This window comes from Thermogutta hypogea, assembly GCF_055386265.1.
Genome location: NZ_AP042425.1, coordinates 3,173,281 through 3,193,389 on the forward strand (window position 1 = coordinate 3,173,281; position 20,109 = coordinate 3,193,389).

Genomic DNA, 20,109 nt, shown 5'->3' on the forward strand with positions numbered 1-20,109 from the left:
TCGCTCCCACGGCCGGACCGCAGAAAATGATGGGCTTTTGCCCCACGGCAGCGAAGAATCCATGAGTAGGCACGGCCGTTCGGCATGGACCGCGGCTACGGAAGCTCGACCTCGATGGGCGAGGGCGAAGCATCCGGGGCGACGGCCGCAAGGCCCTGAAACCGCGGGCCGTCCGGGCGATCTCGGCCGACCTTCACCGTGTACGTGCCCTCGCCGAATACCGGCGGCCGGTACGGATTCTCCGTCACGCGCCGCGTGTAGAGCACTTCGCCGTCGCTCTCCCGCACCACTTGCACCACCGGTTTGGAAACCTGCCCGAATTGCAGCGGCGGCAAATATCCGGTCGGCTTGCGCCCGTCGTTGTCCTCCACGCGAATGGTGATCGGCCAGCCGGTAAACTGCGCGGCGTCGCCCTGCGAGAGGTCGGCGTAACGCGGCCAACACTCGAAGCGGATCGTCCGCTCGCTCTTTTTGAAGCGGATCAGGGCATAGCCGTCGGCCAACTCGGCCCCGGGATTGCGTTGCTCGGCCTTCATGTCTTGGATGCGGTCGAACTCGGGATTGGCGTAGGCCAGCATCGTGATGCGGTTGCCCAAGCCGTCCAAGTAGTCGCCGGTATACGGCAGGGCGCTATTGGGAATGGGATTTCCGCCGGGCTTGCGGTCCGCCGGTTCCCACCAGCGAGCGTAATAGCTGTTGACGATGGCCGGGCTGGTAAATCCGAACGGACCGTCGCGGAACGTCTCGATGCCATGCTGCACCACGACCGACAAATGCTGGTCGCCGCAAAGATGGCACGCGGAAGCCCTGCGAACGGCCCGCAGTGCCGCATTGCGTCCGCTCTGCGGCCATCCGTTGCAGTCCAGGTCGGCGATCAGACGATTGTTGCGCGAGCCGTGCAAATGGACGGCTCCGCAAAAGGCGGTCTGCGAAAGCACGGCCTTGATCTCCGCGCCCGTCCAATCCTCCGACCATTGATCGAGGAACGCGAGCTGCCGATCGCCGAGGAGCTGCAATCCCGGCAAGTCGATGGCTTGGGGATCGTAGGCGGGATCGACGATGTGATCCGGCCGCGGCCCCATTTGCGGAATCTTGCCCTTGGGGCCGGATTTGAATTTGCGGTCCTCCAGAATCGCGAAATCGACGCCGCCCACACGGAGCCGAGTGAAATACACGCCGATACCCCGGGCAATGGGGCGAGGATCGGCCGGATCGGGGAGATGCGAGGTCTGGCAACGCTCGACCATGCGAATATATTCGGGGGGATAGAAGTAGCCTCCCGAGTCGCCCGCCGCTGAGTCCGCCTCGATTCCGCCTTCGCCCCAAAGATTGCCTTGGCCGATGTCATGATCGTCCGGGATGGTGACCACGGGACGGTCGCGGATGATCTCTCGGAACTGCGTGCCCCACAGCAGCCAGGCGGCTGTGTGCTCCGTGTGATCGTAACTTTGATCTCCCGCGAAGAACAGCAGGTCGGGGTCCTGCCTCTTGAGGTTGGAGACCATCGGCTCGCGGTCTCCGCGGTCCCGATTGGAGCTGCACGAGAGCGATGCCACGACGATCTCGTCCTTGTCCGAGGAATCGCGCCGAATCAGCCCCTCGAAAACGGCGGATTCCCCATGCCGCACTCGATAGGGCACGGAAATCCCGGAGTCCCACGGCTCCAAGCGGAAATGCGCCGACCAACCGGGATAGATCACCGGCGCCCGCGCGACCTCCCGCCATGCGCCATCCTGGAGCAATTCCAATCGCACTTCGCGCGGTTCGTCCGGTTTGAGCGGGAAAAGCTGCGCGGACATCTTCAGCACGCCGCGGTCATGGGTGTACAGCGCGAACGCCACCACTTGATCGCGCGGGACGCGAACGAACTGCTGGAGAAATCCTTGCGGCTCTCGGTCCCAGATGTCGTCGCGGCACGCCAGGTCGAGCCTTTCTCCGCGCGGGCCCGGAAACGGCGACTCGCCGCGGGCGGAGGAATGATCCGCCGTCAAGAGACTCGCAACACCGATGACAAACACGGCCAAGGCACGTCGCGTCATGATCCGTCCTCCCCATCGCGGTTTCTCAAGCAGGATTACCCAACACCGACTCACCATGCTAACAGCATCGCATCCGCCTGGGAAGCATGGAAATGCACGACCGAGCGGCCTGCCGGCCGGGCGTGCCGCAAGCCCGGAACCGGGACAAAAGAAGCAGGCCCCGCGACCGACCGAGGCGCGAGGCCCGCGAGACGAACGGGCGAAAGAAGCTCTCTTCCACTATTCCAGGATTCTCTTGATGAGAATCGCCTGATCGACGTTGAGATCCTCGCCCCGCTTGAAACCCACCGGCAGCGAGCGATCGACGATGAAGAATCCGCGATGCCGCTTGATGTCTCCCGTGTCGCTACCCAGCTCCTGCCCCAAGCGGTAACCGTCGGGGTAGATCTCGGCGATCTCTTGGGGCGTGAGACCGGGCGGCACGGTAGCCTGCGTGATCGGCTCGACCTCGAAGTAACCGATGGTCACCCACACCGCGTAAACGTTGGATCGCGTGGTCACCAGATTTCCCAGCCGCATCAGGTCCCGATAGCGGAAGAACGGATTGCGGTTGATGTCACAATACTCCGATTCGCGATTGACGGTGGAATCCTCGGGGTCCGTGGGCGGCGACTGGAAGAGCGGCGTTTTTGTGAATTCCGGACGGTTATTATCGTAACGCATCTTCGGCCGCAAGAGTGTGGCGTTGACTTCCCGCTCGATCATGTCCTGAAGCGAGGGGTTGTTGGCATCCACGGGCGTTGTCGGTGGGACGTTACTGTAACCGCCGAATCCGCGGAACGGATTTCCCATGCGCGTCGGGTAGTCGGGATTAAGCTCCAACATCCTGAGGAGCCAGCCGCCCGTTCCGCTCATCCGGTATCCCCGCCGGCTGTCGAGGAATTCCGACCAGAAGATCGCCGACGGATCGTTGGGATCATTCCAATTGGGCGGCGTAAACACCACGGCCGGCCGATTCAGCAAGGCCCGCCAAATCTCGGGCGAATACAGCGTGTTGAGATTCAGCTTGCCCGGTTCACGATAGGCCGGGATCGTGTGGTAGGGCGGCTTGAATCGAGCCGGCAAAGCGGCTGCCGCTTGCGGATTCATTTGGAATTCCGTGTTCACGAAAGGCGAGGGTACGCGCACGAAATCCAGCACGCGATGGAATTCCGGGGCCGTAGCACCGCCCGTGCCCGCCCCTACCGACCAGAAAAAGTTGAGCAGATACGGATACGGGTCGTCATCGACGGCGGCGTCCGGGGGGACGGCCGTCGGATTCGGGGCGTAGGGATTGAGGTCCGTCTCGGGATTCGTGCCGTCGAACGGTACCCGGTAATACTTGTAGTAATTCGTCGCGTCGTAAGCCAAGAGCCGCGACGACGGCAAGGCCGGCACCAGCAACAATTCCAGGGGATTGGAGAACGGTCGATTGAGCCACGTCAGCCAGGGGATGGGCCGCGACGCCTCGCCGTTATAGAAAGGCACCGGGCCGGGCCGCGGATCTCCAAAACGTTCGTTCAGATAGCTCAGCGTATGTTTCAACCGGCGGTTAAAACGGCCCGTTACCGCCGTGGCCGGGTCGTCGTCCACGACTTTCGGTCCCGGTTCCTGCTTCCAAAGGATGCGGAATTGGTTGAGGTCGTCGATCGTATTGCCGTTGTTCGGATCGGGAACGTCATCGTTCCGCTCTCCCCGCTGCCGCGTATGGAACATGACGTCGGCTTCCGCCAGGACTTGCGTGCCGTCTTTGGACAGATCCTCCGCCGTGTCGCGGCCATTGAAGGCCGTCAGGTCCACGGAAGCCGTGTCGATCGTGCGGTATGGATTCAAGACCGGGTCGTAAGGCAGGAGCGGATTGGCCAAACGCTGGAGATAGACCGTGCGGAAATTCGTCGTCGTGCCGTTGCGTCCCAGCAGGTCGTTCCACGTGTCGCCCAAGCTGGAATCCAGGTCGTTTCGCTGGGCGTCCAGCGGTTTGTCGATCACTTGGACCGTCCCGGGCGGATCTTCGTATCGCCCCGTCGCGGCGTTGTATTGGATCGGGTTGCCGATCTCATCGACTTGGTTGACTTCCAGCGCGTCGTAGCCGGTCACCGGTTCCGAAATGCTGAGCCGCATTTCCTTGTCGTTGAGAACTCCCGGAGGGAGCGCCGCTGAGACGAACCCGCGGTCGAGGCGAATCCCTACCGGAGGATTGACGCCCGGCGGTACGGTATCGCCGCCTGCCGAAGCATTGTTCACCACGGCCACCGCGCCCGGCTGGACTTGGATGTAGCGATCTGTATTCGGGTCGGGCTGGTCCAATTGAAAACCGATAAAAGTCCGATCGCCGTCGGGCTGTCCCGCCGGAGCGACCACGGCATACCGGCCGGGCAGAATCTTGCTGATGCCGGAGGCGTAACTGGGGCCGGGATAATAGCTGACGGGAATCGTCGTTTCCTCCGGGAATCCCGCCGCGGGGCGGGGAACGAAGTACGCCGCTCGCTCGACTTGCGGTCGCTTGGCCGGGTCGGGATCGTCGGGGTCCCGCGGCAGCCCCGGGGCGTCCGGATCAGGATCGGAGGGCGCGATGACCAATCGCCACACCGGTTCGCCGCTGGGGGTCGTCCGCGTCAGGTCCACTCCCGGCGGGTTGGCGGGCGTCGTCCCCGCCGAGTCCAGCTCGGCCGCCGGCGGTTCATTCTCAAACCAGGGATGGTACAACTCCACGAACAGGGAACCTTGCGGCCGGTACCGCTGATCCAAGTCTCGGACTTGATCGCCTTTCTGGTCTTCGCCGTCTTGCGGTTGCGGCGGATTGTACGCGTAGCCGTAGGCCGACAGATCTTCCGTCCGCCGATCGTGAAACGCCAGCGTCTCGCTGATGAGTAGCTCGGGACGTTCGCAGCCCCAAACAACGTGTTGAGGATCGTTCGTGGGATTCCAACCGTCGAACGGATTCTCGTCAAACACGAACCGGGTCATGATCGAATCGCGATCGCGAAAATCGACCACGTTGACCGCCCATTGGGCGATCATCCGGGCCGTCTGGAGTCTGCCCCCCGTCAGCGTATCCAAATAGTCGAGGTCCGCCACCGCCATCATCAGGACGTACAGATGTCGGGCCATAGCCTGCCGGGGGTCCTCGACGCTGCCCGGCGTGCCGTCGCCGTCATAATCGAAGGGCACGGCGGGGCCGGGACCGGCTTGAGTCCAATAGGCCCACGAGTCTTGCGCGGGCTGGGGCGATGCCTCGGACACGTCGTCCACCACATTGTCGGCGTTGTTGTCTTGCCCGTCGCCCAGCGGTCGGTTAAGGTCCATCCGCAAGCCGGCGAAGAGGTCAGGAGGAAACAAGACTTGCCAATCCTGGGGAACTGTGATGCTGAACCGCTGCGTGATGTGCGTGGGGATTTGGTTGCCCGCTGCAACTCGCGACCTTCCGCTGCCCGCCAAACCCGGCGAGGGAATATCCCAGCTTTCGGTGGTGACCAGATGCCGGGCACGCACGATATCCGGGACCAACTGCCGCAATCGCGGGGTCAAATTCTTTCCGTCGGCGTCAAAAGGCCGCAACACGGCTTCCAACTCGGCCGGGGTGAACGGAGCGTCCACGGCATCCGGTTGACCGGCCGTCATCCGATGCCGATTCCGCTTGGCCGTCAAATCGATTTTGTAGGGATTGGCCACGGAGGCCATCGTCCAGAGCGTTTGCGGCTGCGTGAAAATCGGCCGCCCGCGCAAGTCCAGCCCCACTTCCAACGCGCCCATCATGTCGGGCGGGCTGCCGTAGGCCGTCGCCGTTCCCGGACCGAAGGGCGCCCAAAGTGTCTGCCGCCAGTCGCTGGGATACATGAAAAATTTGTTGGTTAGCAGAGGGGATACCTGGCCGGTAACACCCGCCGCCGGGAACGGAGGCGGCGGCGCCAGCCAAAGCAGGCGTTCGCCGTAGCGGCCCTCCAACGGCCCGGTCGGTGCCGGAACGGATTGACCAATGAAGAGACGCGCATAGGAGTCGCGCCAGGCCGCGCCGGCCCCGCTGGTCCCCGTCAGCACTTGGAACAACGGCCCCAGATTGATCTCCGCCGGTCCGAAGCCCAAGCCTCGCACCCAGCGGGCTTCGGCTTTCGACCGTTGATTGGGCGGCAAGGTCGTGGGCGGTAGCGTGACGTCGCCCTCCGGAAAGGTGTCGCCCGTCACATCGCCGCCGGATGCCAAAAACCAGGATACGCCCTGCGGCACGCCGTCCACGTTCAGCATGTCCGGTTGGTAATACCGCTCGTCCGCTTGCACGAGCGAGCCGTGCGCGTTGAGATTCAAGCGTCCATCCAAATCCACGCACAGGATCGCCGCCAAGGGCTTGTAGCGGCGACCGTCCGGGAGCGTGCGGACCGGCAGGCCCACATCCACCCAAATGCTGTCCGGCACACCGTCCCCGTCGTTATCCACATCCCAGGGACCGGTCAACTCGCCGGCAAAACGATCCGGCGCGCCGTTACCATCGGAATCGGCGGTCGGGCCGTCAAGATAGTCCGGGTTGCTGCCGTCGAAATCGGGATGGAACACGCGCTGCGGACGGAGGACGAACTTGCGTTTGAAGCGGGCGATTTCCACCTGAAGCGGCGGCGGCAACGCAAGCGTGGGGTCCTCCGGCCGGAGCAACGCCCGAAAACGATCTTGCGGATCCGTGATCGCTCCCCAATTGAGGCCCGGCACCCGATCGTTCACCGCCTGGTTGAACCAATAAGCCGTCAACGCGACGCGGTGATAGGAAGGCTCCGGCACCAGCACGTTGCCGGTGACCGGGTCCTGAACCACCATTGCCATGAACATGTTTTGATAATCGGGGGCGTCGTAGTCCTCGTTGGCCGAGAGGGGCCGATCGTCGGCCGTCCCGGGGATGCGATCCGCTCCGGCCCAATAGTTCAAAAAGCTCCCCTCGGTTGGATTGGGGAGCAGCGCGAAGGGCAGTCCGTTGCCGTCGGCGGCGGCCAAGGTCGAGGAACCGTCGTAGCCCAAGCCCGTCCCGCCGAACGGATCGCGATTGACGACGGCCCGAATCGTGTAGCCTTGCGCCAGGACGTCGGCGATCATGGCGGGAGAAACGGTCTCGGAAAAGACCAGCCATTGGTCCGTAGCGCCGTCGTAATCGACGATCCGTCCGGTTTGGCCGGCCAAGGGCGAGTTGACGAAGGTCAGCAGACCGCCCGCCCAACGCTGCGGATTGGTCCCGGTCAACGGGTTGACCGCCCAGATTTGCCCGGTCCCCGCCGGCGGCACGGTGAACGTCAGATTCCCTTCCAATACGGCGTCGCCGTAGACATCTTCCAGCAGGCTGTGGCACCAAATGGAGGAGGCGGGATTGTTGCTTCCCCGCACGACCTGCATCAAGGTCTGATAGAGGGTCTTTTCCGGCGGGTCGTACTGAACTTGGTGCAACTTGGCGGTCTCGGCCCCGCGGCGCGCGAAGCCCGTGACCACCACGAACGCCAGCACCACCACGCCGAAAACCGCCAGCAAGGCCAGCACCAAAAGAAGGACGACGCCGCGTCGTTGGGCACGAGGTTTTCGGCACGCCATGGGTTATCGTATCCTCTTCACTAACGCCCTTGACCGCAATGCGATTGCCGACCCGATCGCGGCCGCTCCCGAAAGCGCGATCCGCCGTCACTGCATTCGGAACGACCAGGGGGCCGAACGATCCGGCTCCACCGTCTCGGTATAAACGCCGTAAACATTAGGAAGGATGACGGCCTGTGCTTCCAGCGCGTTGCCGTCTCCGTCGCTATCGATGCCGCTTTGCGCGTTCCAGTTCAAGTTCCAGTCCGGACCGGACAAAGTCAGCTCGCGGTAGTATCGGGCGGAATCGCCGCCGAAAGGATGGGGGTGCGTCGCCGGACCGTAGATCTCGCCCGGCGACAAAACGCGATACCACACGAAGACCTTGCGCGGCGGATTGGAAGGCAAGATGCCTCCCAATAGCAACCATTGCCCTTCCGCAATGTCCAGCGCGGCGAAGCCGTCTTGACCGGCCTGGGGATTGAATGACAGCCGCACGTCCCCGCCGCCGATTCCCTGGCCCAGGAAATTGACCGTGGCCACGCGCTCGGCGGGGGCCTCCGCGGTCGGATCGTCGCGCCAGGTCATGTCGCGATTGCGAAAGACCACGACGGAGACCGCGTATTTCTGATTCCCTGCCGATACACCCGGCGCCACGGTCGGGACCACCGTCACCATCCACGAATAAAGACCCTGGAAATCCGCACGGATCGGCGGACCGGGCGGCGATTCCCAGGCCATGGCGGGCAGAGGAACCGCATTCACGCCTGCCGAGCGAAACAGCATCCGGGGCCGTGATAAGGCCGCGCTCTCGAACAGCAGGTCGTCTTCCGCACGGAAAAATCGGCCGAAGTAATCGGCGGAATTGGGCGGCGCCCAATTCAACGTCACGCGGCTCATCGTCAAAGCCGCGGTGGGGTCATAAAAGGGAAAGCGATCCAAATTCGGCTGGAGACCGCTCGCCTGCAACGTCCAAGCGATGTAGAGGGGATCGATGCAAAAGGCCTCTCCCGCGGGGAGAGCGGCATTCAGGTTGTTGACCGGCAGCACCGGCGTTCCGTCGGGAGCGACCCAGGTTCGCGGGTTGAGCATTTCCCGGGTACGAACCTCCGCCAAGGCATTGCGTCCCACGGCGGCCGTGCGGTCGGCGATCAAAGTGCGGACGGCAAGGAAATTGCCCATGCTGACCGCCGCGGCCACGCCCAACATGCCGATCGTCAAAACAAACATCGCGATCAGCACTTCCAACAGATTGAAGCCGTACCGCGCCGCGAGACCGACTCGCGGCCTGCGTCGCTTCGAAATCGCACGGCGGCTTGACCAGCGGCGTTGCACGTCAACGACCTCCTATTCCCCGCATGTTTCGGGCATCGTCCCTGGCAACGACCAGGTTGGACGGGGTCTTCACCCCGGTTGCGGCGACGGTGTCGCCCAATAGCGGAGCCGTTAAGACCAGCCCGGTGTTCGGGTTGACGACGATCCAGAAGTTCGTGATGTCCTGCCAGTTATAGAGGCCGTCCTCGGCCAGCGGCGCACCGCCGGAGTCCGCCGGCATGCGTTCCCATCGGCCCACCAAAAAGTACAGAACCTCCGTCACCGCGCGGGGCGTGTCCTGATAAGAAACGGAGGAAACCCGGCCGTCGGGATTAAACATCACGATGACGGGCGAGGGGTCCTGCACGCCGGGCGTGACCGTATCCTTGTCCACGGGCACGAATCCCAAGGGCGGTCCGGTCAAGGCCATGCTGTCGGTTCCGGAGGCCGTCAGATCGATGACCGTCCGGCCGGGGAGCCGCACGGGAGCGGCCGCGGTGGGCTGCGGACGCCGCGTGATTTGAAAGGCAAGACGGCGGGAACCCACCCCGGTACCTTGCGGCGGCCAGGGCGCGTTGGGCGTCGCCGCCGGCCATGCCGGAACCACGCCTTCCGCCGGGTCCAGCTCCACCAACATCACGACCGGGTTAACACCGACCGGAAAACCGGGGTCGCCGATGATGCCGTCCGGATCGGCGTCCGGATTGCCGTCCGAGTCCATATCCAGACCCAAGACGCGATAGGGCACCGCTTGATATTCGAACCGCATCAGGTCCCCGACATGGACCGGCACGACCTGCGTGAGCATCGCCGCCACATCTCCCGGAGGCGCAAAAAGCACCTGGAAACGATTCGTCGTCCCCAGCCGGCGGACGCGAACCCGAGCGCCGATCACATCGCCGGCATAAAGCGGCGGTTCCTCCACCATCCGCAAAGTCACGGCCGCATCCGGCTGCATTTTCAAACGTTCGATGGACACGCCCACCGGTCGGCCTGTTTCCATGGCGCGACTTCGCGCCGCGCCGAAAAACACGCTCACCGTTCGGGCGGCCTCGCGCATCCGCCGTTGCTCCATCATGGGGCGAAGTCGCGGCACCATCACGGCCAACAGGATCAGCATGATGGTAATCACCACCAAAAGCTCCAGCAGCGTGAGCCCGCGGCGCCGTCGGCCGTCCCTGCCGCGAAAGGCTTGACGTGCTCGTGTCGCGAGATGCTTCATTCCAGCGACTCCACGGCATGGTTATGAATATTGTCTTCGTGCCGCATGAACTCCGGATCGCTGCTGTCCACGGGCGCGCCGACGGGATGGGTGTACCACTGCTTCCAATTCACGAAGTAGCCGAGGTTGCCCTGCAAATCCAAGCCGAAAACCCCGTCCGGTCCGGCTGAATAGATGAGCGGCACCAATCGCCAAGCCCCCGGATCGACCCGCAGCGGATCGAACGGATCATGGTCCCGATTCTTCTCTTCGATCGGCGCCAGAGGATGCAACTGGATGTCCGATTCCGTAAAGGCGGGGGCGCAGCGGATGAAATAGATCGGCCGCCCCCAGCCGTCGATGAACTCCAGATAGCCGTCGCCGTCGGTATCCCCGATCTCGGCATCGCTGAACATCTCGCGGGCGCCGGGGGTTCCCAAGGTCACCACCAGATACAACATCTCGGCCGGGGATTGATCGCCCGACGGTTGGCCTCGCAACTGAAACTGCCGGAAGTAGGCCCGCGCCAACGGCGTCCGATAAATCTCGCGGGTCACCGGCTGGCCGTTGACCGTGATGGTGTACGTCAACGGGTCGCCTTCGTTCGGCGGATAGGCCACGTCGCTGAGGCGATCCGGCATCTCCCAGGCCATGAGGCAGCGAATCGCCCAGAGGCGGAATTCGGCCGCCACCGGCGGAGGCAACCCCCGAGTGTTGATCGGTACGCGGCGCGTGCGATACGAGTCGTACCGTTCCATGATGACCTGGTTGATCTTGGCAATGGTCGATTTGGTCTTGGCGATGCGGGCGCTTTCCCTCGCCCGGGCGACCCCGGCCCACACCAACCCGGCCAAGATGGCGATGATCGTGATCGTCACCAGCAGCTCGGCGAGCGTAAATCCTGCTCGGGCAGGACGTCGCGTCGCCTCTCGCCGCCTTTCTCGATGTGCCGCGTTCATTGAATTTCGCTCTCCAGTTTCGGCGCGAAATTGGTGATGTTGTCGAAGTCGCCGCCATCCGCCGAGAAGCCTTGTCCGGAGATGGTGAACCGGAACAGCACCACGTTGCCCGACGCATTGCGGCTATTCCCGAAAACGCCGTCCAACCCCGGATGGATGATCTGGAAGGTCTCCGGATTGCGCCAAACGCGCTTGTTGGCAGCGACGGCGGGATCGGCGGGCACGCCGGCCTGCGGATCGCCGTCCAAATACGGTACCGCGATATTGCTGCGATTGGCTTTGGGGTCCGGATCTGCGTCGTTGAAGTGCACATAACTCATGGGCAGGAATGCCGTCCCCGATATGAGACCGTACTCGAATCGGCCGTTGTTCGGGTCCCGCTGTGCCCGGAAATACACCAACGGAGAACCGGTCGGCGATTCCATGTAATAGCGGAGCACCCCGACGGCATCGTTCGTGATCTTCTTCGGGTCGAATTCGAACATCGGCCCGGTCCGCGGCTGACCGAACTGGAAGGGATGTTCCTCATCGGCGTGGAAACCGGCGGGTTTCCAAATGCCGGAGGGGGCTTCCTCAGGCAGGCCGCCCAACCAGAATACCAGGGCGGAGGCGGGATCCAGCTTGGTGGGATCCAGGCCGGCCGCCGTCAAATCCGCCGCGAACTGTACGACCGGATCTCCGCCCGCCGCATACTTGGGCCACCGCTTACGCAGGTGTCGCCGCAAGTCTTGCTGGGCCTTCTGCTGCAAGGCCGCATTGGGATCGTTAAGCCCCCAGAAGTCCGGCGGGAATTCGCCGTACTCGTTCTTGTACTGCATCAGCGAGGCTTCGAGCTGCTTGATCTGAGTGTAGATCGCGGCCTCGCGGGCCCGAGCGCGGGCATAAATCGCCGCCGCCGAGATCAACCCCGCCAAGATTCCGATGATCACGATCACCGTCAGCATCTCGACCAGGGTGAAGGCGGAGCGGGCGGCCGCGGCCGAGCCGCTTCCCACGCGGCAATCGCGGCGAGACAACACGCAACGGGACATGGAAACAACCTCCCGGCCGTATGCGGCCGATTGTCGGGGCCAACAGTCGCGGTGCCGCGTCCGGGGAGCCGCGCGGCGACGATAGGGATTTCGCATGGACACGATTACGGGCCGGCGGATCGACGATCCCTCACGGGGCAACCGTTCGCACATCCGTCCGTCCTTTGCCGGTCGAATACCTCGCCCTCGCTTGTCGGCGGCTCGCCGCCCGTCTCGCGGCGTTCCGCCTGCGGCCCGTTTGCGATGAGAATCCTTCCCCGCGAATCGCAGCCGCCCTTGCCCGAGTCGGCGGCGACTCGCGCCCGCCGCATCAACCCGACAGCTTCTGAATCAGGCTGATGAGGGGGAGGAACAAAGCAATCACAATAAAGCCGACCATGCATCCCAAAACGATGATCAGGATCGGCTCGAACAAACTGAGCAGGCTTTCCGTGAGGATCGCCACCTCTTCGTCGTAATTGTCGGCGATCTTATACAACATGGTGTCCAATTCGCCGGTCTCCTCCCCCACGTCCACCATGTTGATGGCGATATCCTCCATCACCGGGTTGTTCCAGCGCGTCAAATAAAGCAGCAGCCCGATCGGACCGCCCACGAAGAAGAACCACCACCAGGCGGTGACGGGATGGAACCCCGGCCGCGCGTAGTCCTTGAGCGGCTTGGAGATCGTCTCGCCGTCGCGAATGGCGTCCAGCACGCGCTGGTACAAGCGCTCGAAGACCGCGTTGGTCGAGGTGTCGCGGGTGATGGTCAGGGCCTCCAAGATCGGCACGCCGCTGGCCACCAGGGTGCCCAAGGTACGCATGGTCCGCGCGATGATATTCTTCTCGACCAACTGGCCGAAAATCGGCAACCGCAATTTGAACAAGTCCCAACCGAACCGACCGTACGGGAACATGCACGTGAGCTTGACGAAGAGCCAGATTCCGAACGGCACCCCGGGCAGCAGGAACCACCAATTGAACAGGATGTCCGAGGCCGTTATCAGGATCTGCGTCATGGCGGGCAGGTCGGTCTCGAACTCGTCGAAGATCTTTTGGAATTGGGGCACGATCTTGAGCATGATGAACACCAAGATCGCAACCGCAAAGACGATGACGGCGACGGGGTAGACCAACGCCCCCTTTACTTTCCGCCGCAACCACAAGGCACGTTCCTGGAACTCGGCCAAGCGGCGCAGGATGACTTCGAGAGCACCGCCGGCCTCGCCCGCCTTCACCATGTTGATGTACAAACGATCGAAGGCCTTGGGACACTTGGCCATGGCCTCGGAAAGGGTGGCTCCGCCTTCGATCTCGTCGATCACGTCGATGAGGGCGTTCTTGAGGCTGCCGAAGAGGGCGGGCTTGGCCTGCGCTTCCAGAATTTTCAAACTTCGCAAGATCGGCAGACCGGCGTCCTGAAGCACGGAAAGCTGCTTGGTGAACGTGGTCAGTACCTTGGCGTTCACCCTGCCCACGGAAAACGTCTTGCGGCTGGCGGTTTTCTTGTCGGCGGCCTTCTTTTCCTTCTTCGGGGCTATCTTCGTGATGTAATAGCCCATCTGCCGAATCGTAGCTTCGGCTTCATCCTGCGTAGCCGCCTCGATGACGTCCCGGATTTCCTGTCCGGTGGCGTCCATGGCTTCGAATTGGAACTTGGGCATGGTCGGCTCCTCGCTCCTCACCGCCGGTCGCCGGGGCGCGACGGCGCGTCACTCGTTTTCCCGCGTGTGCCGTAATTCGTGTTCGTGTCCGCCCGCGACCACGTCCGGTCGGCGATTTCGCGTTCGTTCGCCGTCAGGCCTCGATGGTCGTCTCGCGGACCACTTCCTCGATGGTCGTCAAGCCCTGATACACTTTATCCAAGCCGTCTTGCCGCAGCGTCCGCATCCCCGCCCGCATGGCCGCGTCCCGCAACTCTTCCGTGGAGGCGCCGCTGTGGATCAATTCTCGAATCTCATCCGTAATCGGCATGAACTCGAAGAGTCCCATCCGCCCTTTGAAACCCGTGTTGTTGCAAGCCGTGCAGCCGCGACCCCGGTAGAACGATTTGCCGATCACATCTTCGGGAGTCATCTCCAGGTCGGCCAAGGCCTCGGTGCTCGGTACGGTCAATTCTCGGCAATTCGGGCAGATCTTGCGGACCAAGCGTTGGGCCAGGATCGACTCGACCGTAGCAGTGATCAAAAAGGGTTGCACGCCCATGTCCCGCAACCGCGCGATCGAGCTGGGCGCGTCGTTGGTGTGCAGCGTGCTGAACACCAAGTGCCCCGTCAACGCCGCCTGCACCGCGATCTCGGCGGTCTCCAGGTCCCGAATCTCGCCCACCAAAATGATATCCGGGTCGTGCCGCAAAATCGCGCGAAGACAGTTCGCGAAGGTATTTCCGATATCCGAATCGATCGGAATTTGGACCAGGCCGTCGATGGAATACTCGACCGGGTCTTCGGTCGTGATGATTTTGTCTTCGACGGTATTCAGTTCGTTCAACGCCCCGTAGAGCGTGGTCGTCTTCCCCGAACCGGTGGGCCCCGTCACCAAGACGATACCGTGCGGTTTGTGGATGACGTCGCGGAATTGGGCCAAGGTCGTGGGGTTCATTCCCACGTTGTTCAAATCGAGGGCCACCACGGAGCGATCGAGCACCCGCAACACGCAGCTTTCGCCGAACATGGTGGGCAGGACGCTGACCCGCAAGTCCACGGGGTGCCCGCCCACGGAGAGCCGAATCCGCCCGTCCTGCGGCAACCGCCTTTCGGCGATGTCCAGGTTGGCCATGACTTTGATGCGGGTCGTGATGGCGAAAGCCAAATGCCGCGGCGGCGGTACCAGCTCGTACAGCACGCCGTCGGCCCGAATGCGGATGCGGAATTCGTTCTCGAACGGCTCGAAGTGCAAGTCGCTGGCATGATCCTTAATAGCCATGAGAAGGACCATATTCAGCAGCTTGCGGACGGGTGCGCTCTCGGCCAGGGCTTCCACGCTTGCCAGATCGACCACGCCATCGCCGGCTAACGACTCGGCCGCCTTGCTCAATTCCTCGTCCCGCTCCAGATCCTCGATGATCTTCTCCACGCTCTCCGACCCGGAGTAGTAGCGTTCCAAGGCCCGATTGATCTGCCGTTCCGTGGTCACCACCGGCCGGATGTCGTAGCCCAAGAAGCTCCGCAACTCGTCGATCACGGAGAGCTTCTGCGGTTCGCACATGGCGATGGTCAGCGTATTGTCCTGGAACGAAACCGGGACGATCTTGTAGAGCTGAGCCATCGGCTCCGTGATTCGATTGAGGACCTCCGGCGGGACCACCACGTCGTTGAGCTGGATGACCTGGAGGTTGAATTGCTCGGCCAAGGCCTGGGCCAATTGATCGTCATTGATCAAGCCCATGCGGATGGCGATCTGCCCCAGCAACTCGCCCTTGTGTTGCTGCTGCTCCTCCAACAGCAGCTCCAATTGCTGTTCGGAGATGAAACCCAAGTCCACCAGAATTTGTCCGATACGCCGAATGGCCATCCGCGAGTCGCCTTCACCAAGAAGAGACGGAGACCGGAGCAGCCGAGGCGGCCCCCGTCCGGTTTTTCCCTCAATCGGCGAATGATCGGTCTCTCGCCCTTGCTTGCCGCCGGACGAAGACCTGATCGGGACGCGACGGATGCTCTGCGATGATGCCCAATCGACTTCGCGTCCGCTCCCTCGCCGAGTCCGCAATCTTAACGCTGCTGAGCGGCCTCCCTTTCCAAACGTTTTTTCGCTTCCTCTTCGTCCTCCAACATTCCCCGCTCGGCCCGCGCGATCCGTGCCGTCAATTCGTCGGGACCGTTGGCCCGCAATATCGCATCCTTCTTGTCGATCTTTCCCTCCTGCCACAAGCGGAAGAGGTGATCGTCCAGGAGTTGCATGCCCAGTTTATAGCCGGTTTGAATGGCCGAATTGATACGGAAGGTCTTGTTTTCACGAATCAAGTTGGCGATGGCGGGCGTGACGACCAGCATTTCGTAGGCGGCCACCCGTCCCCCGCCGATCTTGGGAAGAAGCTGCTGCGACAAAATGCCGATAATGGAAGTCGAAAGCTGCGTCCGAATCTGCTCCTGCTGGTTGGTGGGGAATACGTCGATGATACGATTGACCGTCCCCTGAGCACCGGTCGTGTGCAGGGTCCCGAAGACGATGTGCCCGGTCTCGGCCGCCGTGATGGCCGCTTCGATCGTTTCCAAGTCCCGCATTTCGCCGACCAGGATAATGTCCGGGTCCTGACGCAAGGCCCGCCGAATCGCTTCCGCGAAGCTCGGCACGTCGACTCCCACCTCGCGCTGGTTGACCGTGCAGCGCTTGTGGGTGTGGTAGAACTCGATCGGGTCCTCGATCGTGATGATGTGGTGGTCGACGTTCTCGTTGAGGTAATCGATGGCCGCGGCCAAGGTCGTGGATTTACCGGAACCGGTGGGGCCGGTCACCAGAATCAATCCCCGGGGACGCATGATGATTTCCTTGAGGACCGGCGGCGTTCCCAGCTCCTCGAAATTCATCAGCCTGTTGGGGATTTGCCGCAACACCATCCCCACGCAGCCCTTCTGCTTGAAGATGGAGACGCGGAAGCGGGCCTTGTCGCCGAAGGCGAAACCGAAGTCGGACCCGCCGACCTCCTGCAATTCCCGCTGGCACCGCTCCGGCGTGATGCTTTTCATCAGCGAGACGGTGTCCTCCGGTTCAAGGACCTTCGTCTCCAAACGCACCATCCGCCCGTCCAATCGCAGCACGGGCGGTTGCCCCACCGCGATGTGGAGGTCGCTGGCCTTTCGTGCAACTACCGTATTGAGGAGCTTATCGATAAGAAGTTGTTGAGCCATGCTCGGATCACCGTCCTAAACGCCCCCGCGGAACTCCCAAGAACACGTGATTGCCGACCGCCTCGTGCCGGAAGGCCTCGTTCGTCGGCAACCTGACCTCCTGCCATTCACCTAAATGCCATTCAATCGCCCACCTCATCCGCCGATTCCGCATCGAGTCGGCAGTCCCCCCTTGCCCGTAACCGCAAGATTATTACGCTTTTCGCACCCTCGACAAGAAAAAACTTCCAGCTCCCGGCGAGACTCCGGCGCACTACCCATCGTACGGATCATAAGCAGACGAGCCGGGTACCACCCCTCCGCAAAGTCCTACTGCAACTCCTCCTCCGGCCGAGCCACGGCCAACAGCTCTTCCAGGGTCGTGCGTCCCCGCAACACCTTATTGAGTCCGTCCATGTAGAGGGTTCGCATTCCCTCCTGAATAGCTACTCGGCGAATCTCGGTCGAGGTTCGATTCTTGAAGGTCATTTCCCGGACCTTGCTGGACATCAGCATCAGTTCGAAGATACCCATCCGGCCGCGGTAACCCGATCCGTTACAGTGGCTACACCCCTTTCCCCGGAAGAAGGTGGCGTTGGCCGCCATCTCGGGCGTGACGCCGGCCGATTCCAAGACGGCGTCGCTGGGCTGATACGGGGTCCGGCATTGCGTGCAAACGACACGTACCAATCGTTGCGCCATGATCGCCACGACGGAGCTTGCCACCAAGTATGAGGGTACGCCCATATCGATCAAGCGCGTAATAGAACTGGGCGCATCGTTCGTATGTAGTGTACTAAAGACAAGGTGTCCAGTCAAAGAAGCCTGGATTCCCATCTGCGCCGTCTCGAGGTCCCGCATCTCTCCCACCAGGATCACGTTCGGCGCCTGACGCAACATCGCGCGAATCACCCGAGCGAAATCCAACCCAATCTCGTGCCGAATCTCGACTTGGTTGATGCCCGGCAGATAGTATTCCACCGGGTCCTCCGCTGTAATGATCTTGCGATCCGGAGTGTTCAGTTCGTTCAAGGCGGCATACAGCGTGGTCGTCTTCCCGGAGCCCGTCGGGCCGGTCACCAGAATGATCCCGTTCGGCCGCTTGATAAGCTGCCGAAACTTGACGTAATCCTCTTCCGAGAAGCCCAACTGCCGGAGACCGACCTTGATGTTGTCCTTATCCAGGATCCGCATGACCACGGCCTGCCCCCAGTTGCTGGGAAGCACGCTCACGCGGAAGTCTAACTGCTTTTCACCAAGCGTCATTTTGATACGCCCGTCCTGGGGGCGGCGACGTTCGGCGATATCCATCCGGGCAAGAATCTTGATGCGGGAGAGGATCGCCCCCAACAAACGCCGGGGGGCATTATCCCGCTCCACGAGGTATCCGTCGATGCGATACCGAATCCGTACCCGATCTTCGAACGGCTCAATGTGAATGTCGGATGCCCGAAGCTGAACCGCCTCACTGATGATCAGGTGGACCAATCGCACCACCGGGGCGCTTGACTCATCAACATCCTGGAAGCCGGCGGTATCCGCCTCCACTTGGGTAAAGTCGATCGCCGTATCCGTCACCTCGCTAATCATGGAGTCCTTGCTTTCCCCGCTGGTCTGGCCGTAATAGCGGTTGATGGCCTCCATGATGGACTCGCGGGTCGCCAAACAGATCTCGATCCGCTTGTTCAAGATAAAGCGAAGTTTTTCGAACGTCGGGAAATCGTCCGGATCGCTCACGGCCACCCGAAGCTGGCCGTCTTCTTCCGCGATCGGCAGGACGACGTTTTCTCGCGCCACCGACTCCGGGACCAACTCCACGACGTTCGGTGGGATGACCACGCGGGAGAGGTCCGCGAATTGCAGGCCGTGCTGTTCGGCCAACACGTTCATGACCTCTTCCCCCGAGGCGTAGCCCAGGCGAATGATGGCCTCGGGAAGTTTGATATTGGCCTGGCTTGCCAACTCTTCGGCCTCGGCCAATTGATCCTGACTGATCACGCCCTTATCGACCAGCAAATTCGCATACTGGGCCCGACGTTTGGCCGCCATATCACGATCCTCCGCGATTGAGGAGAAGAGTATCCGTGGGAACCGTTTCGGCTCTATCAACCCTTTTTTACCGTAACCCCGCAAGCCCCCTCTTGTCAACAAGAGGCCTTGCATTGCCGGCCGACCTGTCCGTCCCAAGCCCGGTCGTCCCGCCGGCCCACGATTCCAAACGAGCCTGAGTTGCGAGAAGTTTATCGCTCTTGACAATGGGAAGACGTTTCTTCTATAAGGCATTTCCATTGGGTGGCGCCGAACTCGATGCATCACACCGGGCACGGCCCACAGCTCCGACGGGCGGATACCGCCGTCCACGCTCGGCCGGCGGACTTCCCCACCGGGTTGCAGCGTTGCACCACACCGAGATCGCGTCGTGCCTCAAGACTTCATCACACCGCCGACAAGATAGAACCCGATGCCACCCATTCCCTTTGGAGAGCTTGGTGACAAGGCCGAGGCTTCCCTCGCCGGCAACGGCGTTCTGCGTCTGCAAGAGATCCGCGCACACCGCAACTACTCGGAGAAGGTGCGGCTTTTCACGGCCAAGGCCGCCGTCTGGTTGCTCGTCATCGGCGTGCTTTTCGTCCATCATGTTTATCGAGAGGACGGCCTGCCGAATCTCCTCTTCGAGGTGGCCGGCAGCGGCGCGCTCTTTTTGGCAGCCATCGGCAGAATTTGGTCGGCGGGCTACATCGCGGGGCGAAAAAACCTCCGCCTGATCCAAGACGGCCCCTATTCCGTCATGCGGCATCCGCTGTACTTCTTCTCTTTCCTGGGATTTTTGGGCGCCGGTTTGGCCATGGAATCGTTCGTGCTGACGGGCGTCATGGTCTTGATCTTCTTTCTTACGCACATACCCGTGATGCGACGCGAGGAGGAGCGCCTGCGTCAATTATTCGGCGAGGAATACGCGCGATACGGCCGCGATGTGCCGGCCCTCTTCCCCAGGCCATGGCTTTTCCGCTGCCCCAAATCCGTGGAGCTGCAATGCCGGGCCTTCAATCGAGCCGTCTTTGACGCGGCCCTGATCGGCTTGATCTTCATCGGTACCGAAGCCCTGGAGTGGCTTCATTTGCACGGAATCATCCCCATCTTGTTCCGGGTGTATTGAAAGAGCCGGTTCTCCGGTTCTTTGCCGCTGTCGTGCCGGACGTTGCGGCGGAAGAGGCGGCCGCCCTCGTTCGATTCCGCT

11 protein-coding genes are annotated in these 20,109 nt (G+C 62.2%); 1 reads left to right on the forward strand and 10 read right to left on the reverse strand.

Annotated features, from left to right (window positions below; genetic code table 11):
- Window positions 1–95: 95 nt before the first annotated feature.
- From ACZ5B4_RS11420 to ACZ5B4_RS11465, 10 genes are all read right to left on the reverse strand, one after another.
- A complete protein-coding gene (locus tag ACZ5B4_RS11420; RefSeq protein WP_464911359.1) occupies window positions 96–2,039 on the reverse strand; it encodes a metallophosphoesterase family protein in 1,944 nt (647 codons plus the stop codon).
- Between the two features lie 219 nt (window positions 2,040–2,258).
- Window positions 2,259–7,580, reverse strand: a complete 5,322-nt coding sequence (locus ACZ5B4_RS11425; RefSeq protein WP_464911360.1) for a hypothetical protein — start codon at window positions 7,578–7,580, stop codon at window positions 2,259–2,261.
- A gap of 87 nt (window positions 7,581–7,667) precedes the next feature.
- A complete protein-coding gene (locus ACZ5B4_RS11430; protein WP_464911361.1) occupies window positions 7,668–8,894 on the reverse strand; it encodes a type IV pilus modification PilV family protein in 1,227 nt (408 codons plus the stop codon).
- A 1-nt stretch (window position 8,895) separates the two neighbouring features.
- Entirely contained in the window at window positions 8,896–10,095 is a 1,200-nt protein-coding gene (locus ACZ5B4_RS11435) for a pilus assembly FimT family protein (RefSeq protein WP_464911362.1), read from the reverse strand.
- Window positions 10,092–11,033: a type II secretion system protein gene (locus ACZ5B4_RS11440; RefSeq protein WP_464911363.1), complete on the reverse strand. Its 942-nt coding sequence runs from the start codon at window positions 11,031–11,033 to the stop codon at window positions 10,092–10,094. The genes ACZ5B4_RS11435 and ACZ5B4_RS11440 overlap by 4 nt, the downstream gene beginning before the upstream one ends.
- Window positions 11,030–12,064, reverse strand: coding sequence for a type II secretion system protein (locus ACZ5B4_RS11445; RefSeq protein WP_464911364.1), 1,035 nt, complete (start codon window positions 12,062–12,064; stop codon window positions 11,030–11,032). The genes ACZ5B4_RS11440 and ACZ5B4_RS11445 overlap by 4 nt, the downstream gene beginning before the upstream one ends.
- A gap of 310 nt (window positions 12,065–12,374) precedes the next feature.
- Window positions 12,375–13,709 (reverse strand): type II secretion system F family protein, encoded by a 1,335-nt coding sequence (locus ACZ5B4_RS11450; protein WP_464911365.1) that lies wholly within the window; start codon window positions 13,707–13,709, stop codon window positions 12,375–12,377.
- Between the two features lie 133 nt (window positions 13,710–13,842).
- Complete coding sequence (locus tag ACZ5B4_RS11455) at window positions 13,843–15,558, reverse strand: GspE/PulE family protein (RefSeq protein ID WP_464911366.1); 1,716 nt, start codon at window positions 15,556–15,558, stop codon at window positions 13,843–13,845.
- Between the two features lie 197 nt (window positions 15,559–15,755).
- Complete coding sequence (locus tag ACZ5B4_RS11460) at window positions 15,756–16,892, reverse strand: PilT/PilU family type 4a pilus ATPase (RefSeq protein ID WP_464911367.1); 1,137 nt, start codon at window positions 16,890–16,892, stop codon at window positions 15,756–15,758.
- A 309-nt stretch (window positions 16,893–17,201) separates the two neighbouring features.
- On the reverse strand, window positions 17,202–18,920 hold the full coding sequence (locus tag ACZ5B4_RS11465; protein WP_464911368.1) for a GspE/PulE family protein: 1,719 nt from the start codon (window positions 18,918–18,920) through the stop codon (window positions 17,202–17,204).
- Between the two features lie 412 nt (window positions 18,921–19,332).
- On the opposite strand from ACZ5B4_RS11465, the gene ACZ5B4_RS11470 reads away from it, so the two are divergent.
- Window positions 19,333–20,028, forward strand: coding sequence for a methyltransferase family protein (locus tag ACZ5B4_RS11470; protein ID WP_464911369.1), 696 nt, complete (start codon window positions 19,333–19,335; stop codon window positions 20,026–20,028).
- Window positions 20,029–20,109 lie beyond the last annotated feature (81 nt).